Consider the following 25,613-nt stretch of genomic DNA (forward strand, 5'->3'; position numbering starts at 1 on the left):
GATCGTTCGTGGGGGCTGAGTCCGAAACGTTATCTTCGCCGCGCGATGCGCGCTTGTATGCAGTTTGAGGATTTGTTAGGTTGCTGTCCTAACAAACCCCATCCGGGGTGCGTCCTCAATGGGGAGCAAGTCCCTCCTGCAGTGCAGCACCGAGAGGAAAGTAAGAGAATGAACCGAAACGGCAAGCGCATCGCGCTCACCGCTATCGCGGGAGCATCCGCTCTCGCAATGGGTCTGACCGGCTGTGCCCCGGCCGCCGGTGGCAACGGGGGCGAGGGTTCCAGCGACCGCGCCCTTCGCGTCTGGGCCGGAAGCCAGACCCCGATCGAGGCCAACTTCAACCCGTTCGCACCGACCGTGCTCCACGGCGCACTCGGTCCCGTGCTCGAGCCGCTGTTCTTCTTCAACAAGACGGCTGACTCGGAGCCCGTTGGTCTCATCGGCGAGTCCTACGAGTACAACGAAGACGGCACCGTCATCACCGTCAAGATCAAGGAAGGCCTGAAGTGGTCGGACGGCAAGCCCCTCACGGCTGACGACGTCGTCTTCTCCTTCACTTACGAGGCGAACAACCCCACAGGCAACGGCCTGGTCTCGGCTGAAGCGACAGACGACACCACCATCGTGCTGACCTACGCCACGGCGCAGTTCACGACCGAGTTCCAGCGCATGGGCTCCAGCTACATCCTTCCGAAGCACGTGTGGAGCGAGATCACCGACTTCGCCACGTACACCAACGAGTCGCCCGTCGGCTCGGGTCCGTACGTCGTCGATAAGGTGACCAAGGAGTCCTACACCCTCGTCGCCAACGAGAACTTCCGCGGTGCGGCAGACCTCGGCGTCAAGAAGGTGCAGTACATCGCCGTCGACAACAACCAGACCGCTCAGGACCTCCTGGCCGCGGGCAAGCTCGACTGGGCCGGTATGTTCATCCCGAACCCGGAGTCAGTCACCGGCAACGGCAAGATCTCGTGGATCAACACCCCGCAGGACCCGACCGTCCTCTACACCTGCTCCAACGCGGCTCTCGGCTGCGTCGGCGAGCAGACGGATGTCGCAGTGCGCCAGGCACTCAACGTCGCGATCGATCGCGCCACGATCAAGGAGAAGGCATTCGTCGGCATGACAGGCGAAATCTCCCCGACGTTCGCTCTCGTCCCGCGTGACCAGAAGTGGATCGCGGACGACGCCAACGAGGTCAGCCCGCAGGAGGCTGATGTTTCCGGCGCTGGCGCGATCCTCGAGGCAGCTGGGTACACCAAGGACGCCGAGGGCTTCTACGGCAAGGAGGGCGTCGCCATCGAGCTGTCGCTGATCTCGGTAGACGGTTGGACCGACTACAACGATGCCGCCAAGCTCATCCAGGAGCAGGCTGCGGAGGCCGGCATCAAGGTCAACGCCTCGACGGTTCAGTGGCAGGAGTTCTCGGATGCTCGTCAGACCGGTCAGTACGAGCTGATCATGGGTGGCGTCATCGGCACGTCCGTCGCAGACCCGTTCCAGATCTACCGCGACTGGTTCGGTGGCGAGATCGTCCAGTCGACCAGCCCGGTCGGCACGGAGATCCCGGCAGGGCGCTGGAACTTCAGCCGCTACAGCAACCCCACGGTTGACGCAGCTGTCCAGGCAGCAACCAGCACCAATGACGAGGCCGAGAAGCAGGCCCTCTACGGCACGATCCAGACCGAGATCGTCCGCGACCTGCCCTACATCCCGCTCGTAGTCAACGCGACCCAGACCTTCATGAACACGAAGGACTTCACGGGCTGGCCGACCGAGGATGACCTCTACGCCTTCCCGCCGTCGTGGGGCGCGATTGCGGCAGGATACATCCTGACGCAGCTGGCACCGGCAAAATAATCCCGCACGACACGCAATAAAGAGCAGTAAGGCATGAAGACGTTGGAAGCAGGAAGAGTGAGAGTGACATGAAGTTCTATGCACGAAGGATCGGGTTCTACGCGGTAACGCTGTGGGCCACGATCTCCCTCAACTTCCTGCTTCCTCGTCTCATGCCCGGTGACCCCGCCGACATCATGATCGCGAAGCTTCAGCGAGCTGGCGGCGAGATCTCTGAGACAACAATCCGCAACATCAAGACCCTTCTGGGATCGGATGACAGATCCCTGTGGGAGCAGTACCTCGCATACTGGGGAAGGATGTTCCAGGGCGACCTGGGCATCTCGGTCACCCGGTACCCGACGCCTGTCGCTGACCTGATTGGAGAAGCGTTGCCGTGGACGCTCATCCTCGTCGGCACGGCCACGATCATCTCGTTCGTCCTCGGTGTCATCCTTGGCGCTTGGGCGGGGTGGAAACGTGGTACTTGGGTTGACCACATCATTCCCGCGACGACCGTCCTCCAATCAATTCCCTACTTCTGGCTGGCACTGATCCTCGTCTCCGTCTTCGCGGTCGGATTGGGCTGGTTCCCGATCTTCGGTGGGTACGATGTCTTCGAATTCTCCGACGGTCCCGAGTTCTCCTGGGCGTTCATCGCAGATGCGACGCGTCACGCCATTCTTCCCGCGATCACGATCGTCATCAGCTCTGTCGGAGGCTGGCTGTTTGGAATGCGCAATATGATGGTTTCCACGCTCGCGGAGGACTACATCACCACAGCCGAGGCCAAGGGGCTGCGCCCCCGCCGGATCCTGACGACCTATGCCGCGCGCAACGCAGCGATCCCCTCGATCGCGGGCTTCTCGATCACCCTTGGGTTCGTGGTCGCCGGCTCCATCGTGATGGAGCAGGTGTTCACATACCCCGGTGTCGGAAAGCTGATGTTCCAGGCGGTTGGCGCCAGCGACTACGCGCTCATGCAGGGTGTCTTCCTCGTGATCACGCTCGCAGTGCTAGCGGCCAACTTCTTCATGGACCTCATCTATGGCTTCATCGACCCGAGGGCACGCCAGAATGTCTGACAACCAGAGCAACGCTTCGAACGCTGGCTCGGAGTCCAACGCGACCAACGAGCCCTCCACGTCCAACGTCATCCTCAAAGAGCCGCCGACAACCGTGGCACCCAGCACGGTGGCACTTGCGACGCAGCGCAAACCGCGTCGCGGAGTGCGGGCTCTCTTGCCGTCCTTCTCCGCCAAGCTCGCGGTGGGTACGGCCCTTGTCTCATCGATCGTGCTGTTCGCGGTGATCGCCCCGATGTTCACGCAGAACCCCCGCAATTCGAAGAACCCGCCACTCGAAGGCCCCTCGGCCGAGCACTGGCTCGGCACGACGAAGCTGGGCTACGATGTTCTGGCGCAGCTGGCGCACGGTGCGCAGGGATCGCTGAAGGTCGGTCTCATCACCGGTGGAATCGCGATTGTGCTCTCCCTGGTCTTCGGTGTTCTGGCCGGGTACCTCGGCGGCTGGCGAGAGGACACGCTCGCCCTCGTCACCAACATCATGCTTGTGATTCCTGGTCTTCCGCTCGTGATGGTGATCGCCGCCTTCGCACCCGTCCGTAGCCTCGAGCTCGTCTCTATCGTGCTCGGTATCACCGCATGGGCGGGCGCAGCATACGTGCTCCGGTTGCAGACCCGTTCGCTGCGGACCCGTGACTATGTCTCGGCATCTCGCGTCGCCGGTGAGAGATCCTGGCGGATCATCCTCGTCGAGATCATGCCGAATCTGCTGCCGCTGCTCGCTTCGCAGTTCCTGTTTGCGATCATCTTCGCCATTCTTGGCGAAGCCGGCCTTTCCTACCTCGGCCTCGGCCCTACCGACTCGATCACCTGGGGTACCGTCCTCAACGATGCGCAGTCCGGACAGGCACTCGGCCAAGGAGCATGGTGGTGGTTCGTCCCGCCGGGCGTCCTCATCGCTCTTCTCGGTTGTGGTCTTGCGCTGATCAACTTCGCGATCGACGAGATCATCAACCCCAAGCTGCGCAACGCCCCCGCCGCGGCACGCAGCGTCCGCAAGGCCACGAAGGCTGGCCGTGGCGTGACGGGTGCAGAGGGTTCCGCCCCCGCATCCGCCACCGCATCGCACTCGACCGGAGCCGACGCATGACCGCCGAACCCGTCCTCACCGCCCGCAACGTCTCCATCGAGTACGAGGTCGACCCGCCCGTCAAGGCCGTGCGCAACGTCTCTCTGACGCTGAACCGTGGCGAGATCCTCGGCCTCGCCGGCGAGTCCGGCTGTGGAAAGACGACCCTGGCCTACGGCCTGAACCGTCTGCTCAAGGCGCCGGCGCTCATGACGAGCGGCGAGATCACCTTCCACGACCGTTCGGGTGCCGACATCGACATCATCGGTCTCGAGGCGGAGCAGCTGCGTGCGTTCCGCTGGGACAAGATCTCCATGGTGTTCCAGGGCGCGATGAACTCGCTCAACCCGGTCATCAGTGTCAAGGATCAGATCTTCGACATCTTCGACACGCACCGTCCCGGCATGTCGAAGCGGGAGAAGAAGGAACGTGCCGAAGAGCTCCTCCAACTGGTCGGTGTCGACCCGAACCGTCTGACGAGCTTCCCGCATGAGCTGTCCGGCGGCATGCGCCAGCGCATGATGATCGCCATGGCGCTCTCGCTCGACCCGCAGGTCATGATCATGGACGAGCCCACCACGGCGCTCGACGTGGTCGTCCAGCGCGGCATCATCCGCGAGATCATGCGACTGCGCGAGAAGCTCGGCTTCGCCGTGATCTTCATCACGCACGACCTTCCGATGCTGATCGAGATCAGCGACCGCATCGCGGTCATGCTGCAGGGTCAGATCGTCGAGCAGGGCACGGCCGCAGAGATCTACCACACCCCCCAGCACGAGTACACCAAGCGCCTGCTCTCGAGCTTCCCGAGCCTCCGCGGTGAGCGCGGCGACTTCGTGCGCACGGGCAGTCAGGTCAGTCAGGAGCAGGTCCGATGAACGAGACGATCCCCGCAGCGACGCTCGAAGCGCGCAATCTCGTCAAGGACTTCAAGCTCCGCTCGGGCCTGAAGACCTCGATCCTCCACGCCGTGAAGGACGTCTCGTTCACGCTGGAATCCGGCAAGACGATCGCCCTCGTCGGCGAGTCCGGCAGTGGCAAGTCCACGATCGCCCGCATGCTGATGAAGCTCGAGACTCCGACCTCGGGCAGCATCCTGCTCGACGGGGTCGAGACGCCCAACAGCGGCCGTGCGATCGCGAACTACCGCTCCGAAGTGCAGATGATCTTCCAGGACCCGTTCGCCTCGTTGAACCCGTTCCACACGATCATCCACCACCTTGAGCGCCCGCTGCGTCTGCACCACCCGCACCTCTCGAAGAGCCAGGTGCGCGACCGTGCGCACGAGCTGCTCGAGCGTGTGCGTCTGAGCCCCGCCGACAACTACGCCGACCGTCGTCCGCACGAGCTGTCGGGCGGTCAGCGTCAGCGCGTGGCCATCGCTCGTGCCCTCGCACCGGGTGCACGTTTCATCGTGGCAGATGAGCCTGTCTCGATGCTCGACGTGTCGATCCGTCTCGGCGTTCTGAACCTGCTGGCCGACCTGCAGCGGGAAGACAACCTGGGCGTGCTCTACATCACGCACGACCTCGCGACGGCTCGTCACTTCAGCGACGAGATCATGGTCCTCTACCGCGGCGACGTGGTCGAGCGCGGTCCGGCGGACGAGGTGATCCTCAACCCGCAGCACGAGTACACCAAGACGCTGCTGAACGCGGCACCCGAGCCCGAGAACCTCGGCAAGCTGCGTGACGAGGTCCGCCGCGAACTGGCCGGCCTCTGAGTATTCAGTTGCCCCGACGAACGCCCGCGTGACCGCTGCGGTCCGCGGGCGTTCGTGTACCGATCCGGACGCTAGACTGGCTCCCGTCGGGTCTGCTCTGCATGCCCGGCGACAATTGAAGACGGGCCGAATGACCCCCGCGGGAGAGCCCCGGCGAACGCAGCCGGGCACCGAAGGAGCAAGCCTCCCCGCCAATCTCTCAGGTACCGCGTACCGCGCGGGTCCGGCCACTCTGAAAAGCGATCGAGAGTTCTTGATCCGCCGACGGTGAAAGCTGCCTCTCCTCGAGGCGGCGAAACTCTCAGGCCCATGACAGAGGGGGAGTTCTCGGATGTCTCGCGACCGCGGGGCATCCTTCCGACCGCACGGGAGAACTTTCATGTCCGATCCCCGCTACACCCCGCTCCGCGCGCAGCACGAAGCCCTTGGTGCGTCCTTCACCGACTTCGGCGGCTGGCAGATGCCGGTGCGCTACACGTCAGATCTCGCCGAGCACCACGCCGTGCGTCAGGCGGCTGGACTGTTCGACATCTCGCACATGGCCGAGTTCCTCATCGAGGGCGAGCAGTCCGCCGCGTTCCTCGACTACGCCCTCGCCGGACGCCTGTCCGCCCTGCCGATCGGCAAGGCCAAGTACTCGCTGCTGCTGGCGGAAGACGGCGGCATCATCGACGACGTGATCGTCTACCGCCTCGCGGACGAGCGTTTCCTGGTCATCGCGAACGCCGGCAACCGCGCACCGGCAGCGGAGGCGTTCTCCGCTCGCACATCCGATTTCGCCGTCACCTTCGCTGACGCCTCTGATGAGTACGCGCTGCTGGCCGTGCAGGGCCCGGCATCCGAAGCGATCGTCGCCGCGATCGACGTCATCGACGACGTCTCCACTCCCTGGGCGGAGCAGAAGTACTACGCCTGGGCGGATGCCACTTTCCGCGGATCTCCGTTGCTGATCGCCCGCACCGGATACACCGGCGAGGACGGTTTCGAACTGATGGTGCGCGCGGACGACGCCCCGGCGCTCTGGGAATCCGTCATCACTGCGGGCGCCCCGCACGGCCTGGTGCCGGCCGGGCTCGCCGCCCGAGACACGCTGCGCCTGGAGGCGGGGATGCCGCTGTACGGTCACGAACTGTCCCGAGAGACGAAGCCCGCGCAGGCCGGCCTCGGTCGTGTGGTGGTCACGGACAAGGAGCGCTTCGTCGGACAGTCCGGTGTCGCCGTGGCATCCGATGCTCCCGTGCTCGTCGGACTCGTCGCCGAGGGCAAGCGTGCCGGCCGCGCCGGGTACGCGGTCGTCGCCGAAGACGGCACGGTTCTCGGTGAGGTCACGAGCGGCGCTCTCAGCCCGACGCTCGGCCACCCGATCGCCATGGCCTACGTCGAGCCCGGCCATGCCGAGAACGGCACCCAGCTTTTCCTTGATGTGCGGGGCACCAAGATCCCCGCGACCGTATCCGCTCTGCCTTTCTACCGGAGGATGAAATGACCGATCTCAGCACCCTGTCCTACACCGAGGAACACGAATGGATCGCCGCGGAGGGGACCACCCTCACGATCGGGATCACCGACTACGCTGCCGAGAAGCTCGGTGACGTCGTCTTCGTGGAGCTCCCGGCCGTCGGCACCGCGGTCACCGCGGGCACCGTCGTCGGCGAGATCGAGTCGACGAAGTCCGTCGGCGAACTCTATGCTCCGGTCGATGGCACGATCGTCGAGATCAACGACGCTGTCGTCGACGACCCCTCGCTCGTCAACGCCGCACCCTTCGAGGGCGGCTGGCTGATCAAGGTCGAGGCAGCTGCAGGCGCGACCGACGGTCTGCTGAACCGCGACGCCTATGTCGCACTCACGGAGGCGTGAGAGTGACCGCATTCGCTGACCGCCACATAGGCACGACAGCCGCGGCGCAGTGGACGATGCTCAGCGCGCTCGGCATCGAACGCGGCGACGGAAGCGAGTCTCCCGTTGATGCGCTCATGCGCCGCGCTGTGCCGCAGTCCATCTGGCGTGACGCGGCCGCCGCCTCGACGCTTCCGGTCGCCGCCTCCGAGGCGGAGGCACTCGCCGAGCTGCGTGCTCTCGCGTCGCGCAACACCGTGAACCGCTCGATGATCGGCCTCGGCTACTACGGCACCCACACCCCGAGCGTGATCCAGCGCAACATCCTGGAGAACCCGTCCTGGTACACGGCCTACACCCCGTATCAGCCGGAGATCTCGCAGGGGCGTCTCGAGGCGCTGATCAACTTCCAGACGATGGTCGCCGAGCTCACCGGACTCTCGACGGCGAACGCGTCGATGCTCGATGAGTCGACGGCGGCCGCCGAGGGGATGCTCCTGGCCCGTCGGGCATCCAAGGTCGCCTCCGACGTCTTCGCGGTCGATGCGGATGCGTTCCCGCAGACCAAGGCGCTGCTGGCCACGCGCGCGGATGCCGTCGGCATCGCGCTCGTCGAGGTGGATCTCGCCGGGGGAGAGGCTCTGCCCGCCGACCTCTTCGGCGTGTTCGTGCAGTACCCCGGCGCCTCGGGACGCGTGTGGGACCCCACAGCGGTGATCGACACCGCCCACGTGGCGGGCGCTCAGGTCGTCGTCGCCGCCGACCTTCTCGCTCTCACGCTTCTCGCGTCTCCGGGCGCGCTCGGCGCAGACGTCGCGGTCGGCACGACCCAGCGGTTCGGCGTTCCGATGGGCTTCGGCGGCCCGCACGCCGGCTACATGGCTGTGCGCGCGGGTCTGGAACGCCAGCTTCCGGGGCGTCTGGTCGGTGTCTCCCAGGATGCGGATGGGCGCCCCGCCTACCGCCTCTCGCTGCAGACCCGTGAGCAGCACATCCGCCGTGAGAAGGCTACGTCGAACATCTGCACCGCTCAGGTGCTGCTGGCCGTCATGGCCTCGATGTACGCCGTCTATCACGGCCCCGAGGGGCTGCGGAAGATCGCCTCCGAGACGGCTGCCAACGCCGCGCTGCTGCGCGACTGGCTCGTCGAGGCGGGGGCGGATGTCACCCACGACGCGTTCTTCGACACCCTCACCGTTCGCGTGCCTGGCCGGGCCGCTGAGTATGCGCAGCAGGCACGAGACGGCTTCGGCATCCTGCTGCGGGTGGTGGACGCGGACACGATCGGCATCTCCGTCGATGAGACCACAACGACCACCGAGCTGCACCAGGTGGCGATGGTGTTCGGCGGCAAGCAGGAGCGTGTCTTCGGGTTCGCCGACGGCGCACCCAACGCGCTGCCGACTGCTCTGCTCCGTGCGGATTCGTACCTGACGCACCCCGTGTTCCATGCGCATCGCAGTGAGACCGCGATGATGCGCTACATGAAGGCTCTCGCCGACCGCGACTACGCGCTGGACCGCGGCATGATTCCGCTCGGTTCGTGCACGATGAAGCTCAACGCGGCGACGGAGATGGCTGCGATCACGTGGCCGGAGTTCGCGGGCATCCATCCGTTCGCTCCCGCTGCGGACGTGGAAGGCTACCTCGAGCTGATCGATCAGCTCGAGGCCTGGCTCGCCGACGTCACCGGCTATGACGCGGTGTCCCTGCAGCCGAACGCCGGCTCGCAGGGTGAGCTCGCGGGGCTGCTCGCGATCCGCGGCTACCACCTCGCCAACGGCGACGAGCAGCGCACGGCGTGCCTGATCCCGTCGTCCGCGCACGGCACGAACGCGGCATCCGCGGTTCTCGCCGGAATGAAGGTCGTCGTGGTCGCCTGCGATGACCTCGGCAACGTGGATCTCGCCGACCTGCGCGCGAAGATCGCCGCGCATGCGGCGGAGCTCTCCGCGCTCATGATCACGTACCCGTCCACCCACGGCGTGTACGAGCATGACGTGCTCGACATCACGGCGGCGGTGCACGAGGCCGGAGGGCAGGTGTACATCGACGGCGCGAACCTCAATGCGCTGCTCGGCTACGCGCGCTTCGGTGACCTCGGTGGCGACGTCTCGCACCTCAACCTGCACAAGACCTTCGCAATCCCTCACGGCGGTGGCGGCCCCGGCGTGGGTCCCGTCGCCGCGAAGGCGCATCTGGCGCCGTTCCTGCCCTCGCACCCGCTCGCGCAGCGCGCGGAGCACGCGGGCGGATACACCTTCGAGGGTGGCGTGGTGTCGGCGGCTCCCTACGGGTCTGCGGGCATCCTTCCGATCTCCTGGGCGTACGTCCGGATGATGGGGGCGGCCGGCCTGCGCACTGCGACGGCCGCGGCCGTGCTGTCGGCGAACTACATCGCCGCGCGGCTCGAGCCCCACTACCCGGTGCTCTACACGGGCGAGAACGGTCGGGTCGCGCACGAGTGCATCCTTGACCTGCGTCCGCTGAGGGATGCCACGGGCGTCACGGTTGACGACGTCGCCAAGCGACTGATCGACTACGGGTTCCACGCGCCGACGATGTCGTTCCCGGTCGCGGGCACGCTCATGGTCGAGCCGACGGAGTCCGAGGACATCGGCGAGATCGACCGCTTCATCGACGCGATGATCGCGATCAAGCAGGAGGCGGATGCTGTGGCATCCGGTCGCTGGCCCGCGGACGACAACCCGCTCGTGAACGCGCCGCACACGGCGGCGGCGCTCCTGATCGGGGAGTGGGAGCACGCCTACACGCGAGAGGACGCCGCCTACCCGGTGCGCAGCCTCGTGGCAGGAAAGTACTGGCCGCCGGTGCGCCGCATCGACCAGGCATACGGTGATCGCAACCTGGTCTGCGCGTGCCCGCCGATCGAGGCGTTCGCGTAACGACAAGACCCGCAGAAACAGAGCGCTCTGCGCGGTGTCGACCCGCTTTCGGGAAGGCATCGCGCAGGGCGCCGTTCGGCGTACCCACCCGCAGATGATCACCACTCAGTAACGGTTTATTCACCGAGTTGGAGATGGGTGGTGGCGCGGTTACCCTCAAGTATCCCTACGCGTTCAACGGAGAGCGTGCAGATTGCTATCTATCGTCCACAGGAGGACAAGTGAAGCGCAACAAGATCGCCCTTTCGGGTGTCGCGCTGCTCGCAGCGGGTACCCTCGCACTCGCGGGCTGCGCAGCAGGTGGTGGCGAGTCGGACGGCGGCGGAAACGCCGGCGGTGCGGCTGACCCCGATGCCATCATCACCACGAACGGCAGCGAGCCGGAAAACCCGCTCATCCCGACCAACACCAACGAGGTCGGCGGCGGAAAGATCCTCGACAGCATCTTTGCTGGTCTGATCTTCTACGACGCAGATGGCGCTCCGGTCAACGACATGGCCGAAGAGATCATCACGGAAGACCCGCAGAACCTGACCATCAAGCTGAAGAAGGGCCAGAAGTTCACCGATGGTGAAGAGGTCACGGCTGACAACTTCATCAAGGCGTGGAACGAAGGCGCGAAGGCGTCCAATGCACACCTGTCCAGCTACTTCTTCGAAGACATCGAGGGCTTCAGCTACGACGCGGACTCTGAGCTCACCGGCCTCAAGCAGGTCGATGACTACACGTTCACGATCGCGCTGAACAAGCCGGCGTCGGACTTTGCGCTGCGCCTCGGCTACTCGGCGTTCTACCCGCTGCCCGATGCCGCGTTCGAAGACATGGAGGCCTTCGGTCAGAACCCGATCGGCAACGGCCCGTACATGATCGACGGTGCCGACGCGTGGCAGCACGACGTGAAGATCGACCTGGTTCGCAACGACGACTACCAGGGTGACCGCAAGCCCGCCAACGGCGGCCTGACGATCAACTTCTACGCGACGCAGGAAGCTGCCTACGCAGACCTGCTCTCGAACGAGGTCGACGTCATCGACGCGATCCCGACGAACTCGCTCGCCGTGTTCACCGACGAGCTCGGTGACCGCGCGGTCAACCAGCCGGCAGCCGTGTTCCAGTCGTTCACGATCGGTCAGTTCCTCCCGCACTTCAGCGGCGAGGAGGGCGAGCTGCGTCGTCAGGCGATCTCGATGGCCATCAACCGCGAAGAGATCACCAACACGATCTTCTCGGACACCCGTACCCCCGCATCCGACTTCACCTCGCCGGTCATCGACGGCTGGTCGGACTCGGTTCCGGGCTCGGAGGTTCTCGACTTCAACGCCGAAGAGGCGAAGAAGCTGTGGGCTCAGGCTGACGCCATCGCACCGTGGGAGGGCGAGTTCAAGATCGCCTACAACGCCGACGGCGGACACGACGCCTGGGTCGACGCGGTGTCGAACCAGATCAAGAACACGCTGGGCATCGAAGCATCGGGTGACCCGTACCCGACCTTCCAGGACCTGCGTTCCAAGGTCAACGACCGCACGATCACCACGGCTGCTCGCTCCGGCTGGCAGGCGGACTACCCGGGTCTGTACAACTTCCTGGGCCCGCTCTACGCAACCGGCGCAGGCTCGAACGACGGTGACTACACGAACCCCGAGTTCGACGCCGCGATCAAGGCCGGCATCAGCAACCCGGACGCTGCAGGTCAGCTCGAGGACTTCACGAAGGCTCAGGAGATCCTGTTCAACGATCTCCCCGCCATTCCGCTGTGGTACTCGAACGTGACCGGCGGTTTCAGCGAGAACGTCGACAACGTGAAGTTCGGCTGGAACTCCGTGCCGATCTTCTACGAGATCACGAAGGCCGCTAAGTAGGCCTGACCGAACTCACCTACGAGGCGGTGGCGAATCTCTCGTCACCGCCTCGTAGGCTGTACTCGTGTCTAACCTGCTAGCGGTCCCAACGAAGGGATAGCGGATGCTCGGCTATATCCTGAGACGTCTCCTGCAGGTGATCCCGGTGTTCTTCGGGGCCACCCTGCTCATTTACTTCCTCGTGTTCGCCATGCCCGGCGACCCGATCCTCGCCATGTTCGGCGATCGCACACCCAACCCGGCGGTCGTCGACCAGCTGCGCGAGCAGTACCACCTGAACGACCCGTTCCTGGTGCAGTACTGGTACTACATCACCGGTGTGCTCCAGGGCGACCTCGGCACGACCTACTCGGGTCGTCCCGTGTCCGCGGTTCTCGCGGACACTCTTCCCGTCACCGGACGCCTCGCCGTCATGGCGATCGGCATCGAGTTCGTGCTCGCGATCATCATCGGCACGATCTCGGCGCTGCGCAAGGGCAAGATCTTCGACAACGCGATGTTGATGATCGCTCTCGTCGCGATCGCGATCCCGATCTTCGTCGTGGCCTTCCTGGCCCAGTACTTCCTCGCGATCCAGTGGGGATGGTTCAAGCCGACTGTCGGTGCGAACAACGACTGGGGCGGACTCTGGCTCCCCGCGATCGTTCTGGGATTCAGCCTCTACGCGGTCAGCATGCGTCTGATGCGCAGCTCGGTCATCGACACGCTCAACCAGGACTGGGTGCGCACGGCCTACAGCAAGGGACTCTCGCGCAACCGCGTGATCCCCGTGCACGTGCTGCGCAACTCGCTGATTCCCGTGATCACCAACTCGGCCACCAACTTCGGTGTGCTGCTGGTCGGTGCGACAGTGACCGAGGGCATCTTCAACGTCCCCGGCGTCGGCAATACCCTCTTCGAGGCGATCCGACGTGGTGAGGGGCCGACGGTCGTATCGTTCGTGACCGTCTTCGTCATCCTCTACGTGCTGGTGAACCTGCTCATCGACCTTCTCTACGGTCTGCTCGACCCAAGGATTCGCTATGTCTGATCCCACGACACAGAAGCACTACGTCGCCCCGGTGGAGACACAGTCCATCGCCGTCGACGCGGTTCGCGTCGCCGACAAGCCCAGCAACCTCTGGCGCGACGCATGGCGCGACCTGCGCCGTCGACCCATGTTCTGGTTCTCGGTGGTCCTCGCCGTGTTCTTCCTCGTGATGGCACTGTTCCCGACCTGGTTCACGCAGGTGCCGCCGAACGCGGACTGCCAGCTCTCGAACAGCAACGGCGGTCCGACGGACGGGCATCCCCTCGGATTCACGTTCCAGGGCTGCGACATCTACGCGCGCATCGTCTGGGGTGCCCAGACCTCGCTGTCGGTCGGTCTGCTCGCGACCCTGATCTCGTCGATCCTCGGCCTGATCATGGGTGCACTCGCGGGCTTCTATGGCGGATGGCTGGACTCGGTCCTGTCTCGCGTCGGCGACATCTTCTTCGCCATTCCGTACATCCTGGCAGCCGTGGTCGTGATGACGGTGCTTCGCGACCAGCGTTCCGTCTGGGTGCTGGCAGTAGCGATCGGTGGTTTCGCCTGGGCATCCACCGCCCGCGTGGTGCGAGCGGAGATTCTCCGAGTGCGGCAGGCAGACTTCGTCATGGCCTCGCAATCGCTCGGCCTCTCGAAGTTCCGGACGCTGCTGTCGCACGTGATCCCGAACGCGATCGCGCCGCTGCTGGTGGTCACGACGCTCGGACTCGCCGCGTCGATCGTCGCCGAGGCGACGCTCTCGTTCCTGGGTGTCGGTCTCGGCAGCACGACCATGTCGTGGGGCAATGACATCAGCCAGGCGCAGAACTCTCTGCGCGTGGCGCCGATGGCACTCATCTACCCGTCGATCGCTCTGACCCTCGCGGTGCTGGCGTTCGTGAGCCTGGGCGAGCTCATCCGAGACGCCCTCGACCCGAAGGCGAGGGCCCGCCGATGAGCGAGAACACGTCTACGCAGAACTCGACACCGCTGCTCAGCGTTCGCGACCTCACCATCGCGTTCCGCGGGCAGGACGGCATGCGCGAGGTTCTGCACGGAGTCAGCTTCGACATCTTCCCCGGCGAGACCGTCGCCATCGTGGGGGAGTCGGGATCTGGCAAGTCCACGACGGCCACCGCCATCGTGAATCTTCTTCCGGGTACCGGACAGGTCACCGGCGGCAGCATCACGCTCGAAGGACGTGAGCTGACGACGCTGAGTCGTACGGCGATGGAAGCGGTGCGCGGCCGAGACATCGGCTTCGTCCCGCAGGACCCGATGTCGAACCTCAACCCGGTGTGGAGCGTCGGCTTCCAGGTGAAGGAGGCGATTCGCGCCAACGGCATCGCCCGCGGTCGTGAGGACGTCAAGTCACGCACGATCGAGGTGCTGCAGCAGGCTGGTCTTGCCGACGCCGAGCGTCGTCTGCACCAGTACCCGCATCAGTTCTCGGGCGGCATGCGTCAGCGTGCACTCATCGGCATCGGCCTCGCGGCAGACCCGAAGCTCCTGATCGCCGACGAGCCGACCTCGGCTCTCGACGTGACGGTGCAACGGGTCATCCTCGACCACATGGCGTCGTTGACGCGTGACCGCGGCACCTCGGTGCTGCTCATCACGCACGATCTCGGGCTCGCTGCAGAGCGCGCCGAGAAGATCATCGTGATGAACAACGGCAACATCGTCGAAGCCGGTCCCAGCCGACAGATCCTGGAAGATCCGCAGCATCCGTACACGAAGCGTCTCGTCGCCGCCGCGCCGAGCATCGCCTCGAAGCGCATCCAGGCCGTCGTCGAAGACCGCGGTGTGGAGACGATGGATGACCTCGCGGCGATCCCGCCGACCGTTCGGGTCGAGGGGCTCACCAAGGACTACAAGATCCGACAGGGCGGCTTCCGCAGCGAAGCATTCCGCGCCGTCGACAACGTGTCGTTCGAGATCCCGAAGGGCAAGACGCTGGCGCTGGTCGGCGAATCGGGCTCGGGCAAGTCCACGGTCGCCAAGATGGTGCTCAAGCTCGAGGAGCCGACGGCGGGCACGATCGAGATCGACGGACGCGACGTCTCGCGACTCTCTGGTGCACAGGCGTTCGGTCTGCGTCGCCGCATGCAGCCGGTCTTCCAGGACCCGTACGGGTCGTTGGATCCGCTGCGCAACATCGGCAACACGATCGCGGAGCCGCTGCAGATCCACAACGTCGGAGACCGGAAGTCGCAGAACGCGCGCGTGCTCGAACTGCTCGACCAGGTCGCTCTGCCGCGTGTGCTCGCGACTCGCTACCCGAACGAGCTGTCCGGTGGTCAGCGTCAGCGCGTCGCGATCGCGCGTGCACTGGCTCTCAAGCCCGACATCGTCGTGCTGGATGAGGCGGTATCCGCGCTCGACGTGCTGGTGCAGGATCAGATCCTGCAGCTGCTCGCCGATCTGCAGTCCGAGCTCGAGCTGACCTACCTCTTCATCACGCACGACCTCGCGGTCGTCCGGGTCTCCAGCGACCTGGTGTGCGTCATGGAGCAGGGAAAGATCGTCGAGCAGGGCACGGTCGACGAGATCTTCAGCAACCCGCAGCAGGAGTACACGGATCGTCTGCTGCAGGCGATCCCCGGTGCGTCGATCACCCTGGGTGGCGCCGCATCGTGACACGCAGCAGTTCCCCCGAGGGCGTGCGGACATTCCGCTCGCCCTCGGGGCTTGTCATGATGATCGCATCCGGCGCGCTGGCCCTCTTTCTGCTGGGCGATGCCGTCGTGCGCGCGAGCTGGAGCCAGATGATGCTCCTCGCGCCCTGGGTGCTTCTGGCGCTGTGGCTCGTCTACGAGCTCAGCTTCAGCTCTTTCGTGCGCATCGACGACTCCGGCGTCGTGGTGCAGAACATGCTTCGCCGTACGCAGTTCGGCTGGCGGCGGGTCCGCGACATCGACATGCGCTGGCAGCTTGAATTCGCCCTGGACGATGACCGGACGGTGACCGCCTTCGGCGGCCCGACCCGTGCACGTCCGCCGAAGCCGACCCGGAGCGACCGTGAGGATGGGGGAGTGCGCGTTCCTGCGGGGCTGCGCGACCTGACGGAGATCCGAGACCGCTGGGACGGGGCGCAGGGCGCAGATGTTGATGCGCCGATCCGGCGCACCTGGGACACCCCCGCCCTGGTGGCGATCGGAGTGATCGCGGTCTGGGCTGCGGCAGCTGTTGCCGTCGTGAACATCGGCTGAGCCGTGTCATAGCCCGCTGAGCGGGCTCTTCGACTGACAGCCCCTGGGTGGGCACTCAGCCGGGAAGCCCGAAGAACGCCGGCCACGTGGCGGCCGCCCACGGGTAGCCGACGAAGACAGCGGCATCGATCAGGAAGTGCGCGACGAGGAACGGCATCAGCCGGCCGGTGCGGGCGAAGAGCCATCCGAAGAGCAATCCCATCGCCAGGTTGCCGAGGAAGGCGCCCGGCCCCTGATAGAGGTGGTAGCTGGCGCGCAGGATCGATGTCGCGATGATGATCGGCCAGATGCTCCAGCCCACCGTGCGCAGCCGCGCGAACAGGTAGCCGAGGACGACGATCTCCTCGGTCAGTGAGGCCCGAGCGGCGGCGAGCAGGAGGACGGGAATCGTCCACCAGTGCTGGGCCTGTGCGCCGGGATCGACCGCCACGAAGAGCTCCAGGCTGCGCCCGATCAGGTAGAAGGCGAGGCCCGGGACGCCGATGGCGAGCACGAGGCCCACTCCCGAGGCCGTGTCACGCCAGGGGTGGCGACCGTCCAGCCCGAGTGCGCCCAAGTGAGGGCGTTGCGGGTTCCAGAGCAGGAAGCAGACGAGCAGGATCGGCACGAGCGAGAAGCCGATGCCCAGCAGCTGATACACGAGGTCGAACACCTCTCGGTCGCTGCGCGCCGGGTTGAGGGTCGCGGTCTGTTGGCCCAGAGGAGTCTCGCTCGTGAGGCGGTACGCGAGCTGCACGATCGCGTAGACGGCGGACTGGCCGAGTCCGAGCGCGAGGACGATGGCGATCTCCCACCGCAGGCGGCGACGCGACGGAGCATCCGAAGAGGTGAGATTCACCCCTCGATCGTAGGCGCCAGCAGGGGTTCTCTGCCTCCGCTCAGCGAGAGTGAAAGCCGTGTGCGCTATTCTGGAACGTCGGCATCCCGGCGCTCCCACTCCACTTCTTAGGATTCCTGCATGGCGCACGCCCTCCGCACTGACCTCCGCAACGTCGCTATCGTCGCGCACGTCGACCACGGAAAGACCACGCTCGTCGACGCGATGCTTCGCCAGACCGGCTCGTTCGGCGAACACGCGCACGTCGAAGAACGCTCGATGGACTCGGGTGACCTGGAACGCGAAAAGGGCATCACGATCCTCGCGAAGAACACGGCGATCACCTACAAGGGTGAGCACGCCGGCGGCAAGGAGATCACGATCAACGTGATCGACACCCCCGGTCACGCCGACTTCGGTGGCGAGGTCGAGCGCGGCCTCTCCATGGTCGACGGTGTCGTTCTGCTCGTCGACGCCAGTGAGGGCCCGCTGCCGCAGACCCGCTTCGTGCTCCGCAAGGCACTCGAGGCCAAGCTCCCGGTGATCCTGCTGGTCAACAAGACCGACCGCACCGATGCCCGCATTCCCGAGGTCGAGGCCGAGGCGCAGGACCTTCTGCTGGGCCTTGCCTCCGACCTGGTCGACGACGTGCCCGACCTCGACGTCGACGCTCTGCTCGATGTTCCCGTGGTGTACGCCTCGGGCCGTGCGGGCGCCGCATCGCGCAACCGTCCGGAGAACGGTGCGCTTCCCGACAACGACAACCTCGAGCCGCTGTTCGAGGCGATCCTCGAGCACATCCCAGCCCCGGCATACGACGATGAGGCACCGCTGCAGGCCTGGGTCACCAACCTCGACTCCAGCCCGTTCCTCGGACGTCTCGCGCTGCTGCGCGTCTTCAATGGCACGCTGAAGAAGGGTCAGACCGTCGCGTGGGTGCGCTCTGATGGCACGACGAGCAATGCCCGCATCACCGAGCTGCTGAAGACGCGTGCGCTGGAGCGCTACCCCGCCGAGTCCGCAGGTCCCGGTGACATCGTCGCGATCGCAGGGTTCGAGAACATCACGATCGGCGAGACGATCGCCGACCCCGAGGATGTCCGTCCGCTTCCGGCGATCACGGTCGACGACCCCGCCATCTCGATGACCATCGGAACCAACACCTCGCCCCTCATGGGCAAGGTCAAGGGGCACAAGCTCACGGCCCGCATGGTCAAGGACCGCCTCGACAAGGAGCTCATCGGAAACGTCTCGCTCAAGGTCGTCGACATCGGCCGCCCGGACGCCTGGGAGGTTCAGGGCCGTGGTGAGCTGGCGCTGGCGATCCTCGTCGAGAACATGCGTCGTGAAGGCTTCGAGCTCACCGTCGGCAAGCCCCAGGTCGTCACCAAGAAGATCGACGGCAAGGTGCACGAGCCCTTCGAGCACCTGACGATCGACACCCCCGAGGAGCACCTCGGCGCGATCACGCAGCTTCTCGCGAACCGGAAGGGCCGCATGGAGAACATGACGAACCACGGCACGGGCTGGGTGCGCATGGAGTTCATCGTTCCCTCCCGTGGTCTCATCGGCTTCCGCAGCGAGTTCCTCACCACGACCCGTGGCACCGGCATCGCGAACGCGATCTCGCACGGCTACGAGCCGTGGGCGGGTTCGATCACGACGCGTCAGAACGGCTCGATCGTCGCCGACCGCCAGGGTGTCGTGACGCCGTTCGCGATGATCGCGCTGCAGGAGCGCATGTCGTTCTTCGTGCAGCCGACCGCCGAGGTCTACGAAGGTATGGTCATCGGCGAGAACTCGCGCGCCGACGACATGGACGTCAACATCACGAAGGAGAAGAAGCTCACCAACATGCGTGCGGCGAGCTCCGACAGCTTCGAGTCCATGACGCCGCCGCGCGTGCTGACCCTTGAAGAGAGCCTCGAGTTCGCGCGTGATGACGAATGCGTCGAGGTCACACCGGAGGCCGTGCGCATCCGCAAGGTGAACCTCGACCAGAACACGCGTGCCCGTGAGGCGTCGCGTCTCAAGAAGCAGGGCTGAGCGCCTCACCCCTCAGTGTTCAGGGCACCCGCCTGAGTCACGCATCGAAGACCCCCGCCGTCGCACACGCGATAGCGGGGGTCTTCCGCATGCGCGCAAGGGATGAACATAACGAACGTGTAACACACCTTCCTGAGGGCGTGCGCGCCGATTCTCGGTGACTGGACGGGGAATGTCCAGGCCAGGGCAGGGTTTCGCCCAGGGAGGCGGCGCAGGCTTGTTCTTCGTGCCCGGGTACTCGCTCCCGATGAGCAGCCCCAGTGCGGGTCCGGGCCGACGACGACCCGAAAGTCGAACCCATGCTTCATCTTCAGAACACGCGCGCCTCCCGGCGTGTGGCATCCGCAGCCTCGGCGCACTCTGCCCTGCGTCGTCCACTGATCGGCATCGCCATCGGCGCCTCGCTGCTCGCCAGCGCCGCCGCGGGCATCGCCTTCGCACCTGCCGCCCTCGGTGCCGTCCCCTCGGAGGCGGCTCTCGCCCAGGCGGCCCAGGCTGTCGACCACGGAAAGGTCGCTCTGGCCAACGCCGAGGCGATGAACAATGTCGTCGCGCAGTCGGCCGTGCAGCCGGCTGCTGCCGCGATCGTCGCCGTGGGTGAGCTGCGCGACGACGTCCGCGCCCTCTCTGCTCCCGACGACATGTCCGGGCAGCGCCTCATCGAGTTGACCGAAGAGGTCACCGAGGGAACCGCGGCACTGCGTGGCGAGACAACGGCGCTCCGTGATGCGCTCGGCGCGGCACGGGTGGCTCAGGCTGCCGAGGACGCGCGTGTGCAGGCGGAAGCTGCGCGTATTGCAGCGGAAGAAGCCGAGGCTGCGGCCCAGGCTCTCGCTGCGGCGAACACCCCCGAAGGCGCGAAGGCGACCGCGGAGGCGATGGCGTCCGAGGTCTACGGCTGGGGGGCCGGTGAGTTCTCATGCCTGGAGTCGTTGTGGACGAAGGAATCCGGCTGGAACTATGAGGCCTACAATAACGACGGCGGAGCCACCGGCATCCCACAGGCGCTCCCCGGAGACAAGATGGCCGCCGCGGGTGCGGACTGGCAGACCAATGCGACGACGCAGATCGCGTGGGGTCTCGACTACATCCAGCGCGCGTACGGCTCCCCGTGTAGCGCGTGGGGTCACTCGCAGGCGGTGAACTGGTACTGAGCCAGAGTCAGCGCAGTTCGCTGATCAGGACGGCACTTGTGCCGACCGCGTGTGACTCGAAGAGGTGCGGCGCGTCGCCGGGGTACGACAGGTAGTCGCCGGGGTGCAGGAGCACGGGAGCATCGGCGGGGCCGATGAGCGCCTCCCCGCTCAAGAGCACCACGTGCTCGGTCGTGCCGGCATGGTGGGGGAGCGAGCGTCGCGGTTCTCCGGGCTCTGCCTGGATCAGGTAGATGTCTCTGCGTGTTCCCGGTGCGGCGGCGGAGAGAAGCGTCGCGAGGTACGGGGACGCCGTGGACGCGACGCCGGCGTGGTCTCCGAGGCGGATGAGCCGCGGTGCCGTCGTTCGTTCTTCGACCAGCGTCGCGAAGGGAACGCCCAGTGCATCGCCGATCGCCCACAGCGTCTCGACGCTGGGATTTCCTGAGCCGTTCTCGAGCTGCGAGATCGTCGCCTTGGAGACGTTCGCGCGACGGGCCAGCTCCGAGACGGAGAGGCCGAGCGTCTCGCGCTCGCGACGGAGCGAGCGTGCGATCCGGGCTTGAAGATCATCCATTCGTTCAGTATTCCAAACGAACGTTCACTTTGACAGCCGACTCGCAACCGTTCAGAATGGTGGACGCACGTTCAGTCGAGTGAACGGCCGCGAGGGAGCGAGGCAAGTGGATGGATGACGCGGATCCGGCGACCCAGGTGCGCAACGCACGTCGCGAAGCCCTCGGCGTCTCTCTCGCGACCAGTGCCTACGGCATCTCCTATGGCGCACTCGCCGTCGCTGCCGGACTCGATGTCTGGCAGACCTGTGTTCTCAGCCTCGTCATGTTCACGGGGGGATCGCAGTTTGCGTTCGTGGGGGTCTTCGCCGCGGGTGGTCTGGCGGCGCTGCCGTCGGCCGTGGCCTCCGCTGTCCTCCTCGGCGCGCGCAACATCGCCTATGGCATCCGGATGTCTCCGGTCATCGGATCAGGCTTCTGGCGGCGCCTGGGCGCCGCGCACTTCACGATCGACGAGAGCACCGCGGTCTCGCTGGCGCAGACCGATCGCAGAGCGCGACTGGTCGGGTTCTGGGTGACCGGGATCGGCATCTACATCGGGTGGAATCTCGCATCGCTGCTCGGTGGTCTGCTCGGCGACGTGCTGGGTGACCCCAAGACGTGGGGGCTGGATGCCGCCGCTGCCGCCGCGTTCCTTGCCCTCCTCTGGCCGCGCCTGCGCCAACGTCAGGCCATCGCGGTCGGGGTGGCGGCCGCATTCGTTGCCGCCGTGCTCACGCCGTTCGTGATGCCCGGCCTTCCCGTGCTCATCGCCGCCGTCGTCGCCCTCCTCGTCGGGTGGTTCAACTGGTTCGACGGTTCGCGGGCAGAGCCCGCGCGGGAGGTGCGCGCATGACCCTGTGGAATGCGATCCTGCTGGCGGCGATCGCCTGCCTCGCGCTCAAGGCCGTCGGCTATCTCGTGCCGCCGTCGGTGCTCGAAGCGCCGCGACCGGCGCGCATCGCCGATCTGCTCACCGTCGCCCTGCTCGCGGCGCTGGTCGCGGTGCAGAGTCTGGCGAGCGGCCAGGAGGTCGTCGTCGACGCGCGCGTGCCTGCTGTGCTCGTCGCGGCGGGACTGCTCTGGATGCGCCAGTCGTTCCTCGTGGTCGTGTTCGCCGCGGCGCTGGTGGCGGCGCTCCTGAGGCTGTTCGGTCTCGCCGCATAGCGTCGACGCAGGGGCGGTCGAAGCTACACTGGCAGGATGCCGACCTGGATCATCCGCACTCTCTCCTGGCTGGCCGCAGGCCTGGTCGGCGCCGTCTTCGGGGTTGCGGCGACCATCGCGCACAGTGCGACCTGGGGGCCGATCCCGGTCGGGATGATCCTCGGAACGATCGCCTGCGCCGGCATCCTGATCGCGATCCGTGCGCTCACCGGCGACCGCTGGTCGGCGTTGGCTGCGGGAATCGGCATGCTGCTGCTTCTCATGGTCATCTCGGGGCGGGGCCCGGGGGGATCCGTCGTCGTCCCGGACACCCTCTACGGGCGCATCTGGGGATACATCGTCGCGGGCGTCGTCATGCTGGTCGTGGCCTGGCCAGACCTTTCGCGGCTCCGTGCCCGTGACGAGAAGTAGACTGAACCTGTGACGTATGTGATTGCTCTTCCGTGCGTCGATGTGAAGGATCGCGCCTGCATCGACGAGTGCCCCGTGGACTGCATCTATGAGGGTGACCGGATGCTCTACATCCACCCCGACGAGTGCGTCGACTGCGGTGCCTGCGAACCGGTGTGCCCGGTCGAGGCCATCTACTACGAGGATGATCTTCCCGAGGAGTGGGCCGACTACTACAAGGCCAACGTCGAGTTCTTCGACGAGGTCGGCTCGCCCGGCGGTGCCGCCAAGGTCGGTGTGATCCACTCGGACCACCCCGTCGTGAGCGCGCTTCCTCCGCAGGCCGAGTAGTGTCCGTCGGAAACCTGCCGGATTTCCCCTGGGACTCCGTCGCACCGTACGCCGCCACCGCGCGCGCCCATGCCGACGGAATCGTCGATCTCTCGATCGGCTCGCCCGTCGACGAGACGCCCCCGTTGGTGCGTGCCGCTCTGGCCGCAGCGACCGACGCGCACGCCTACCCGCAGACGGTCGGCACGCCGGCACTGCGCACCGCGATCGTGGACTGGTTCGCCCGTCGCCGCGGAGTGACGCATCTCACCACTGATCAGGTCGTTCCCACCGTCGGCTCGAAAGAGCTCGTCGCCCTGCTGCCCATGCTGCTGGGTGTCGGCGCGGGCGACACCGTCGTCTATCCGCGCGTCGCGTACCCGACGTACGAGGTCGGCGCCCGACTCGTGAACGCCACACCGCTGGCCTCCGATGATCCGGCCGAGTGGCCCGCGGGAACGCGCCTGATCTGGGTGAACTCGCCGGGCAACCCGGACGGGCGGGTATGGACGGCGGAAGAGCTGGCTGCTGCCGTCGCGCGCGCCCGCGAACTGGGTGCGGTCATCGTGGGTGACGAATGCTACGCAGAGCTCGGCTGGGATGCTCCGTGGAACACCACGCCGATCCCGTCTTTGCTCGACGCGCGCGTGACCGGCGGCGACGACACGGGAGTGCTCGTCACCTACTCGCTCAGCAAGCAGTCGAACCTGGCCGGCTACCGGGCGGCGTTTCTCGCCGGGGACGAGGCGCTCATCGCCTCCGTCACCACAGTGCGCAAGCATCTCGGTCTCATGGTGCCGTGGCCGGTGCAGCACGCGATGGTCGCCGCGCTCAGCGACGATGCGCACGTGCAGGTTCAGAAGGAGCGCTACCGCGAGCGGCGCGACATCCTGCTGCCGGCCCTGCGTGAAGCCGGTTTCCGCGTCGATCAGTCGGAGGCGGGGCTCTACCTCTGGGTGACCGAGGGGCGTGACGCCTGGGAGACGATGCAGCGCCTCGCCGAGATCGGGATCCTGGCAGGACCGGGGCCCTTCTACGGTGCTGACGCGGTGCAGTATGTGCGACTGTCGCTCACTGCGACGACCCCCAGGGTGCATGCCGCCGCCGAGCGGTTGCGCGACAGCATCCGGAATCTGTAGAAGACCACAGTCGAACGTCGGTACCTCTTGGCGATTGTCACAGTAGGTGTCCGGGCGCACTAGGCTGTAAAGGCGATTTGGCTTCCAGAGCCGTGGCATTCGCGTGCCATTACGAATAATCGCCCTCGACGAACAACCTGCAAGGAGGTCCGCGTGAGTGCAGCGGGAGATCGGCCCACCACGGCGAAACTGACCATCGGTGAGACGACTGCTGAGTTCCCTGTTCTGCACGGGACCGCAGGCCACGACAGCATCGACTTCTCGACGCTGACCCGACAGACGGGCCACACGGCCCTCGACTACGGGTTCGTGAACACGGCGTCGACGAAGTCGGCGATCACCTTCATCGACGGCGATCAGGGCATCCTGCGCTATCGCGGCTATCCGATCGATCAGATCGCCAAGAACTGCACCTACCTCGAGGTCGCCTGGCTGCTCATCTACGGTGAGCTGCCCTCGGCGAGCGAGCTCGCCGACTTCGATGAGCGCATCCGTCGACACACGCTTCTGCACGAAGACCTCAAGCACTTCTTCTCGGCGCTGCCGCACACCGCGCACCCCATGTCGGTGCTCTCCTCGGCCGTCGCGGCGCTCTCGACCTACTACGAGGGCCAAACCGACCCGAACAACCCCGAGCACATCGAAATCAACATGATCCGCATGCTCGCGAAGCTGCCGGTCATCGCCGCCTACGCGCACAAGAAGAGCGTCGGTCAGGCCTTCCTGTACCCGGACAACTCGCTGAGCTTCGTCGACAACTTCCTGAAGCTCAACTTCGGCGTCCACAGCGAGGCCTACGAGGTCAACCCGGTCATGTCCAAGGCGCTGGAGCTTCTGCTCATCCTGCACGAAGACCACGAGCAGAACGCCTCGACCTCGACCGTGCGCCTCGTCGGCTCGACCGGCGCGAACCAGTTCGCATCGATCTCTGCCGGCATCCAGGCGCTGTCGGGCCCGCTGCACGGTGGTGCCAACGAAGCCGTCCTCACGATGCTCGCGCAGATCCGCGACTCGGGCGAGAGCATGCAGCGCTTCGTCGAGCGCGTGAAGAACAAGGAAGACGGCGTCAAGCTCATGGGCTTCGGGCACCGCGTCTACAAGAACTACGACCCGCGGGCGAAGCTCGTCAAGGAGGCCGCCGACGAGGTGCTCGCCTCTCTCGGTGTCACCGACCCGCTGCTCGACCTCGCGAAGGAACTCGAAGAGATCGCCCTCGCGGACGACTACTTCCGTGAGCGTCGCCTGTACCCGAACGTCGATTTCTACACCGGTGTCATCTACAAGGCGATGGGCTTCCCGACGCGCATGTTCACGGTGCTCTTCGCGATCGGTCGTCTGCCCGGCTGGCTGGCGCAGTGGCGCGAACTGCAGCTGGACCCGCAGACCAAGATCGGCCGCCCGCAGCAGCTGTACACAGGCGCCGCAGAGCGCACCTTCCTCCGCCCCTGAGCGGAGAGAAAAGGCTGGCTGCCCCGTTGCGACGGGGCAGCCAGCCT

The 25,613-nt window shown here is 65.9% G+C and carries 23 protein-coding genes and 2 riboswitches; of the genes, 21 read left to right on the forward strand and 2 right to left on the reverse strand.

The genetic code is table 11. The features are described 5' to 3' along the window. The first annotated feature begins 168 nt into the window (after window positions 1–168). From JOD62_RS12300 to JOD62_RS12360, 13 genes are all read left to right on the forward strand, one after another. Window positions 169–1,860 carry an ABC transporter substrate-binding protein gene (locus JOD62_RS12300; protein WP_204939553.1) on the forward strand — a complete coding sequence of 564 codons (1,692 nt, stop codon included), beginning with the start codon at window positions 169–171 and terminating at the stop codon, window positions 1,858–1,860. Window positions 1,861–1,928: 68 nt separating this feature from the next. Continuing rightward, the gene (locus JOD62_RS12305; protein WP_204939554.1) at window positions 1,929–2,924 is read left to right on the forward strand and encodes an ABC transporter permease; all 996 of its coding nucleotides are present in this window, start codon (window positions 1,929–1,931) and stop codon (window positions 2,922–2,924) included. Beyond that, the gene (locus tag JOD62_RS12310; RefSeq protein WP_204939555.1) at window positions 2,917–4,014 is read left to right on the forward strand and encodes an ABC transporter permease; all 1,098 of its coding nucleotides are present in this window, start codon (window positions 2,917–2,919) and stop codon (window positions 4,012–4,014) included. The genes JOD62_RS12305 and JOD62_RS12310 overlap by 8 nt, the downstream gene beginning before the upstream one ends. Beyond that, window positions 4,011–4,871, forward strand: coding sequence for an ABC transporter ATP-binding protein (locus JOD62_RS12315; protein WP_204939556.1), 861 nt, complete (start codon window positions 4,011–4,013; stop codon window positions 4,869–4,871). The genes JOD62_RS12310 and JOD62_RS12315 overlap by 4 nt, the downstream gene beginning before the upstream one ends. Further along, entirely contained in the window at window positions 4,868–5,716 is an 849-nt protein-coding gene (locus JOD62_RS12320) for an ABC transporter ATP-binding protein (RefSeq protein ID WP_204939557.1), read from the forward strand. Before JOD62_RS12315 ends, JOD62_RS12320 begins: the two co-directional genes overlap by 4 nt. 130 nt (window positions 5,717–5,846) lie before the next feature. After that, window positions 5,847–5,942: riboswitch (glycine riboswitch) on the forward strand. Window position 5,943: 1 nt separating this feature from the next. Next, window positions 5,944–6,039: riboswitch (glycine riboswitch) on the forward strand. Between the two features lie 56 nt (window positions 6,040–6,095). Then, entirely contained in the window at window positions 6,096–7,202 is a 1,107-nt protein-coding gene (gene gcvT / locus JOD62_RS12325) for a glycine cleavage system aminomethyltransferase GcvT (RefSeq protein WP_204939558.1), read from the forward strand. Beyond that, window positions 7,199–7,576: a glycine cleavage system protein GcvH gene (gcvH, locus tag JOD62_RS12330; RefSeq protein ID WP_204939559.1), complete on the forward strand. Its 378-nt coding sequence runs from the start codon at window positions 7,199–7,201 to the stop codon at window positions 7,574–7,576. The genes gcvT and gcvH overlap by 4 nt, the downstream gene beginning before the upstream one ends. Before the next feature lie 56 nt (window positions 7,577–7,632). Then, a complete protein-coding gene (gene gcvP / locus JOD62_RS12335; protein WP_239527224.1) occupies window positions 7,633–10,461 on the forward strand; it encodes an aminomethyl-transferring glycine dehydrogenase in 2,829 nt (942 codons plus the stop codon). Between the two features lie 221 nt (window positions 10,462–10,682). Then, window positions 10,683–12,320 (forward strand): peptide ABC transporter substrate-binding protein, encoded by a 1,638-nt coding sequence (locus JOD62_RS12340; RefSeq protein ID WP_204939561.1) that lies wholly within the window; start codon window positions 10,683–10,685, stop codon window positions 12,318–12,320. A 103-nt stretch (window positions 12,321–12,423) separates the two neighbouring features. After that, window positions 12,424–13,350 (forward strand): ABC transporter permease, encoded by a 927-nt coding sequence (locus tag JOD62_RS12345; RefSeq protein WP_204939562.1) that lies wholly within the window; start codon window positions 12,424–12,426, stop codon window positions 13,348–13,350. Beyond that, complete coding sequence (locus JOD62_RS12350) at window positions 13,343–14,287, forward strand: ABC transporter permease (protein WP_204939563.1); 945 nt, start codon at window positions 13,343–13,345, stop codon at window positions 14,285–14,287. Before JOD62_RS12345 ends, JOD62_RS12350 begins: the two co-directional genes overlap by 8 nt. Next, the gene (locus JOD62_RS12355; protein WP_204939564.1) at window positions 14,284–15,969 is read left to right on the forward strand and encodes a dipeptide ABC transporter ATP-binding protein; all 1,686 of its coding nucleotides are present in this window, start codon (window positions 14,284–14,286) and stop codon (window positions 15,967–15,969) included. The genes JOD62_RS12350 and JOD62_RS12355 overlap by 4 nt, the downstream gene beginning before the upstream one ends. A 56-nt stretch (window positions 15,970–16,025) precedes the next feature. Continuing rightward, entirely contained in the window at window positions 16,026–16,541 is a 516-nt protein-coding gene (locus JOD62_RS12360) for a PH domain-containing protein (protein ID WP_204939565.1), read from the forward strand. A 55-nt stretch (window positions 16,542–16,596) separates the two neighbouring features. Here the strand turns inward: JOD62_RS12360 and JOD62_RS12365 are convergent, their stop codons facing one another. Then, window positions 16,597–17,379, reverse strand: a complete 783-nt coding sequence (locus JOD62_RS12365; protein ID WP_204939566.1) for a CPBP family intramembrane glutamic endopeptidase — start codon at window positions 17,377–17,379, stop codon at window positions 16,597–16,599. Between the two features lie 120 nt (window positions 17,380–17,499). Here JOD62_RS12365 and typA point away from each other — a divergent pair, with 120 nt between their 5' ends. Both typA and JOD62_RS12375 read left to right on the forward strand, forming a co-directional pair. Then, window positions 17,500–19,404 (forward strand): translational GTPase TypA, encoded by a 1,905-nt coding sequence (gene typA, locus JOD62_RS12370; protein ID WP_204939567.1) that lies wholly within the window; start codon window positions 17,500–17,502, stop codon window positions 19,402–19,404. A 299-nt stretch (window positions 19,405–19,703) separates the two neighbouring features. Next, window positions 19,704–20,558: an aggregation-promoting factor C-terminal-like domain-containing protein gene (locus JOD62_RS12375; RefSeq protein WP_204939568.1), complete on the forward strand. Its 855-nt coding sequence runs from the start codon at window positions 19,704–19,706 to the stop codon at window positions 20,556–20,558. Window positions 20,559–20,565: 7 nt separating this feature from the next. Here JOD62_RS12375 and JOD62_RS12380 read toward each other — a convergent pair whose 3' ends face one another. After that, a complete protein-coding gene (locus JOD62_RS12380) occupies window positions 20,566–21,114 on the reverse strand; it encodes a helix-turn-helix domain-containing protein (RefSeq protein ID WP_204939569.1) in 549 nt (182 codons plus the stop codon). A 110-nt stretch (window positions 21,115–21,224) separates the two neighbouring features. Here JOD62_RS12380 and JOD62_RS12385 point away from each other — a divergent pair, with 110 nt between their 5' ends. From JOD62_RS12385 to JOD62_RS12410, 6 genes are all read left to right on the forward strand, one after another. Further along, window positions 21,225–21,947, forward strand: coding sequence for an AzlC family ABC transporter permease (locus JOD62_RS12385; protein WP_204939570.1), 723 nt, complete (start codon window positions 21,225–21,227; stop codon window positions 21,945–21,947). Continuing rightward, on the forward strand, window positions 21,944–22,258 hold the full coding sequence (locus tag JOD62_RS12390) for an AzlD domain-containing protein (protein ID WP_204939571.1): 315 nt from the start codon (window positions 21,944–21,946) through the stop codon (window positions 22,256–22,258). The genes JOD62_RS12385 and JOD62_RS12390 overlap by 4 nt, the downstream gene beginning before the upstream one ends. A 36-nt stretch (window positions 22,259–22,294) precedes the next feature. Next, window positions 22,295–22,669, forward strand: a complete 375-nt coding sequence (locus JOD62_RS12395; RefSeq protein ID WP_204939572.1) for a histidinol dehydrogenase — start codon at window positions 22,295–22,297, stop codon at window positions 22,667–22,669. 9 nt (window positions 22,670–22,678) lie between these two features. Then, on the forward strand, window positions 22,679–22,999 hold the full coding sequence (gene fdxA / locus JOD62_RS12400; protein ID WP_204939573.1) for a ferredoxin: 321 nt from the start codon (window positions 22,679–22,681) through the stop codon (window positions 22,997–22,999). After that, window positions 22,999–24,117 (forward strand): succinyldiaminopimelate transaminase, encoded by a 1,119-nt coding sequence (gene dapC / locus JOD62_RS12405; RefSeq protein ID WP_204939574.1) that lies wholly within the window; start codon window positions 22,999–23,001, stop codon window positions 24,115–24,117. Before fdxA ends, dapC begins: the two co-directional genes overlap by 1 nt. Window positions 24,118–24,270: 153 nt before the next feature. Then, complete coding sequence (locus JOD62_RS12410; RefSeq protein WP_204939575.1) at window positions 24,271–25,566, forward strand: citrate synthase; 1,296 nt, start codon at window positions 24,271–24,273, stop codon at window positions 25,564–25,566. Window positions 25,567–25,613 lie beyond the last annotated feature (47 nt).

The sequence above is a fragment of the Microbacterium keratanolyticum genome, from assembly GCF_016907255.1.
In the GTDB taxonomy this organism is placed as follows: domain Bacteria; phylum Actinomycetota; class Actinomycetes; order Actinomycetales; family Microbacteriaceae; genus Microbacterium; species Microbacterium keratanolyticum.

Bases quoted from the DNA above. Each gene is read 5' to 3' on its own strand.
- JOD62_RS12380 (WP_204939569.1), bottom strand. From the start codon at position 21,114: ATGGATGATCTTCAAGCCCGGATCGCACGCTCGCTCCGTCGCGAGCGC.
- typA (WP_204939567.1), top strand. From the start codon at position 17,500: ATGGCGCACGCCCTCCGCACTGACCTCCGCAACGTCGCTATCGTCGCG.
- JOD62_RS12345 (WP_204939562.1), top strand. From the start codon at position 12,424: ATGCTCGGCTATATCCTGAGACGTCTCCTGCAGGTGATCCCGGTGTTC.
- JOD62_RS12390 (WP_204939571.1), top strand. From the start codon at position 21,944: ATGACCCTGTGGAATGCGATCCTGCTGGCGGCGATCGCCTGCCTCGCG.
- gcvH (WP_204939559.1), top strand. From the start codon at position 7,199: ATGACCGATCTCAGCACCCTGTCCTACACCGAGGAACACGAATGGATC.
- JOD62_RS12385 (WP_204939570.1), top strand. From the start codon at position 21,225: ATGGATGACGCGGATCCGGCGACCCAGGTGCGCAACGCACGTCGCGAA.
- JOD62_RS12315 (WP_204939556.1), top strand. From the start codon at position 4,011: ATGACCGCCGAACCCGTCCTCACCGCCCGCAACGTCTCCATCGAGTAC.
- gcvT (WP_204939558.1), top strand. From the start codon at position 6,096: ATGTCCGATCCCCGCTACACCCCGCTCCGCGCGCAGCACGAAGCCCTT.
- JOD62_RS12305 (WP_204939554.1), top strand. From the start codon at position 1,929: ATGAAGTTCTATGCACGAAGGATCGGGTTCTACGCGGTAACGCTGTGG.
- gcvP (WP_239527224.1), top strand. From the start codon at position 7,633: ATGCTCAGCGCGCTCGGCATCGAACGCGGCGACGGAAGCGAGTCTCCC.
- JOD62_RS12300 (WP_204939553.1), top strand. From the start codon at position 169: ATGAACCGAAACGGCAAGCGCATCGCGCTCACCGCTATCGCGGGAGCA.
- JOD62_RS12375 (WP_204939568.1), top strand. From the start codon at position 19,704: ATGCTTCATCTTCAGAACACGCGCGCCTCCCGGCGTGTGGCATCCGCA.
- JOD62_RS12350 (WP_204939563.1), top strand. From the start codon at position 13,343: ATGTCTGATCCCACGACACAGAAGCACTACGTCGCCCCGGTGGAGACA.
- JOD62_RS12355 (WP_204939564.1), top strand. From the start codon at position 14,284: ATGAGCGAGAACACGTCTACGCAGAACTCGACACCGCTGCTCAGCGTT.
- JOD62_RS12320 (WP_204939557.1), top strand. From the start codon at position 4,868: ATGAACGAGACGATCCCCGCAGCGACGCTCGAAGCGCGCAATCTCGTC.
- JOD62_RS12395 (WP_204939572.1), top strand. From the start codon at position 22,295: ATGCCGACCTGGATCATCCGCACTCTCTCCTGGCTGGCCGCAGGCCTG.
- JOD62_RS12360 (WP_204939565.1), top strand. From the start codon at position 16,026: ATGATGATCGCATCCGGCGCGCTGGCCCTCTTTCTGCTGGGCGATGCC.
- JOD62_RS12310 (WP_204939555.1), top strand. From the start codon at position 2,917: ATGTCTGACAACCAGAGCAACGCTTCGAACGCTGGCTCGGAGTCCAAC.